Raw genomic sequence first — 1795 nt, 5'->3', positions numbered from 1 at the left:
TTTTTTTCGTGGTCTTTTTCCTTCCTTTTTCTGGTCACGCATTGACATCACAGACAACTAGGAATGCGATACAGGGTAGTGCACCATATCTGACTTTCGACGGAGGTCGTACGCGTGTTGTTGATACTAACGGTTTGCTTGGGATTACTTTATCTGACGGAACTAATTACACGCCTTCTAACAATTCATCATCTGCAACTCCAATCGTCTTGCCAGTTGAGGGTCAGAGTTTTGCTGATATAAGTATGTTCGTTCCTACTGATACTAATTCAGTCGATTTAAGTACACTTATCGGTCCTCCTAATAATTATTGGGGGGATGATGATGGTGATGCTGACGTTACTGCTACAGGTTTTTTAAGTTTATCTATCGTCGATAATAACAATCAGCTAGTATTACGTAGTGCTGTGCTAGAGATTTGTAAGGCACCTTATAGGATTAAGTTATCTAGTACTGACGGTACATTATCTACTCGTTACGGCGTTCCTAATCGTAGTACTTTCAGTGCTCGTAGTGAGACTTATTACATCAATCCAAAGGCTAGCCCAGCAGTTTGTTTTGCTCGGCCTAATTTAATGTTTGGTAAGCTTGGTGATGATCCTTATGCCCCATCTTGGGATTTTGCTGGCCCGTCTTCAATGTGGGACCCTGCTAATGGTTTTATCCCTCAGTCAACTGGCCCATCCTCTTACGGTAGAAACTTTCCTACAACTGGTGCTAATGGGCTGTACTTTGATTTACTCATTACTGGTAGTAGTCAGCCATTGTCTTGGTCTCCAGTTTCTCTGGGTGGTATCACAGTCACAATGTCTAATCCTACTGCTACAAGCGTTCGTGTTACTTTAACTGGTCCTTACGCTACCGAATCCCAGCGTAATTCATCCAGTCCTAGTCCTCTTCCCACTATTTCTTTGCCTCAGACCTTCGAGTTGGTCGGTCGTGATAGTAATGGTGCTCCTGTCGTCAAATATGGTTTTACTTTGAAGCAGTGGTTCGTCAACCGAGGTTCTAAGACGGGCACTCCACCTAATATCTTATCTTGGTGTAATAGTCTTGGTTATCGTCTTGTTAAGGTAAAGGATTTAACCAACGCGGTTCGTACAGGTGAGTATCCTATCTCTGGCGCCTCCCCTTCCTCACGGGGTAATTATTATATGCGTCATATAGGTGCTGGCTTTTTAGCTGAGTGGGGTCGTCTGTCTGGTTATTCAGGCGTTGGCTTCAGCGACAATTGGTACTGGACTCGTGACCCGACTGGTGGTGGTGACCAGTTTGTCGTGATCATAGGCAGCGGTTACGTGGATTGGAACTACACCTACAACGACCACCCCGGCCTTTGCTCCCATCCTTAGTTTTTATTTCTTCGTCCTTAATCCTTAGTGCCGGGAGGGAAAGATAATATTAAGTTATTAAAAGTAAGCTGACTTTCAATGTTGCTGAGCTATAAAAAATCGATTTTGTGGCTTAGCGAGACTTCAATTACCCGCTTCGGCAGGTTTATTTTTTAGGTATTTTGTCTCAAAAAAAGTTGAGGAGCGGGGTTTTTGAAGTTTTAAATTTCACTTAAAAATTATTAAATGATCCAAATCACTAAATTTCTAATTCAAAGCCCTAAAATAAAATTTCTGAGGATCAATCGCTCTGATTTTAAAGATTTGTAACTGTGATATATTCAATTAAAACAATAGTTAAATAATTATAATTTAGATCCTTTTTAGATCCTATTTACAAAAGTTAACGTAAATGAGCGAAAAAAAGTGTTGCATCGTGTTTTTCCAATCACTATACTTTTTAC

1 protein-coding gene is annotated in these 1795 nt (G+C 40.9%); it reads left to right on the top strand.

Annotated features, from left to right (window positions below):
- Window positions 1–1352, top strand: a 1352-nt coding sequence (locus J3U16_RS11810; RefSeq protein WP_267343171.1) for a hypothetical protein, incomplete at its 5' end; no start/stop codon positions are given.
- Window positions 1353–1795: the final 443 nt, after the last annotated feature.

It is taken from the genome of Gilliamella sp. B3023 (genome assembly GCF_026536845.1).
GTDB lineage: Bacteria > Pseudomonadota > Gammaproteobacteria > Enterobacterales > Orbaceae > Gilliamella > Gilliamella apicola_E.
This window is presented reverse-complemented; position numbering and strand designations above follow the sequence as displayed.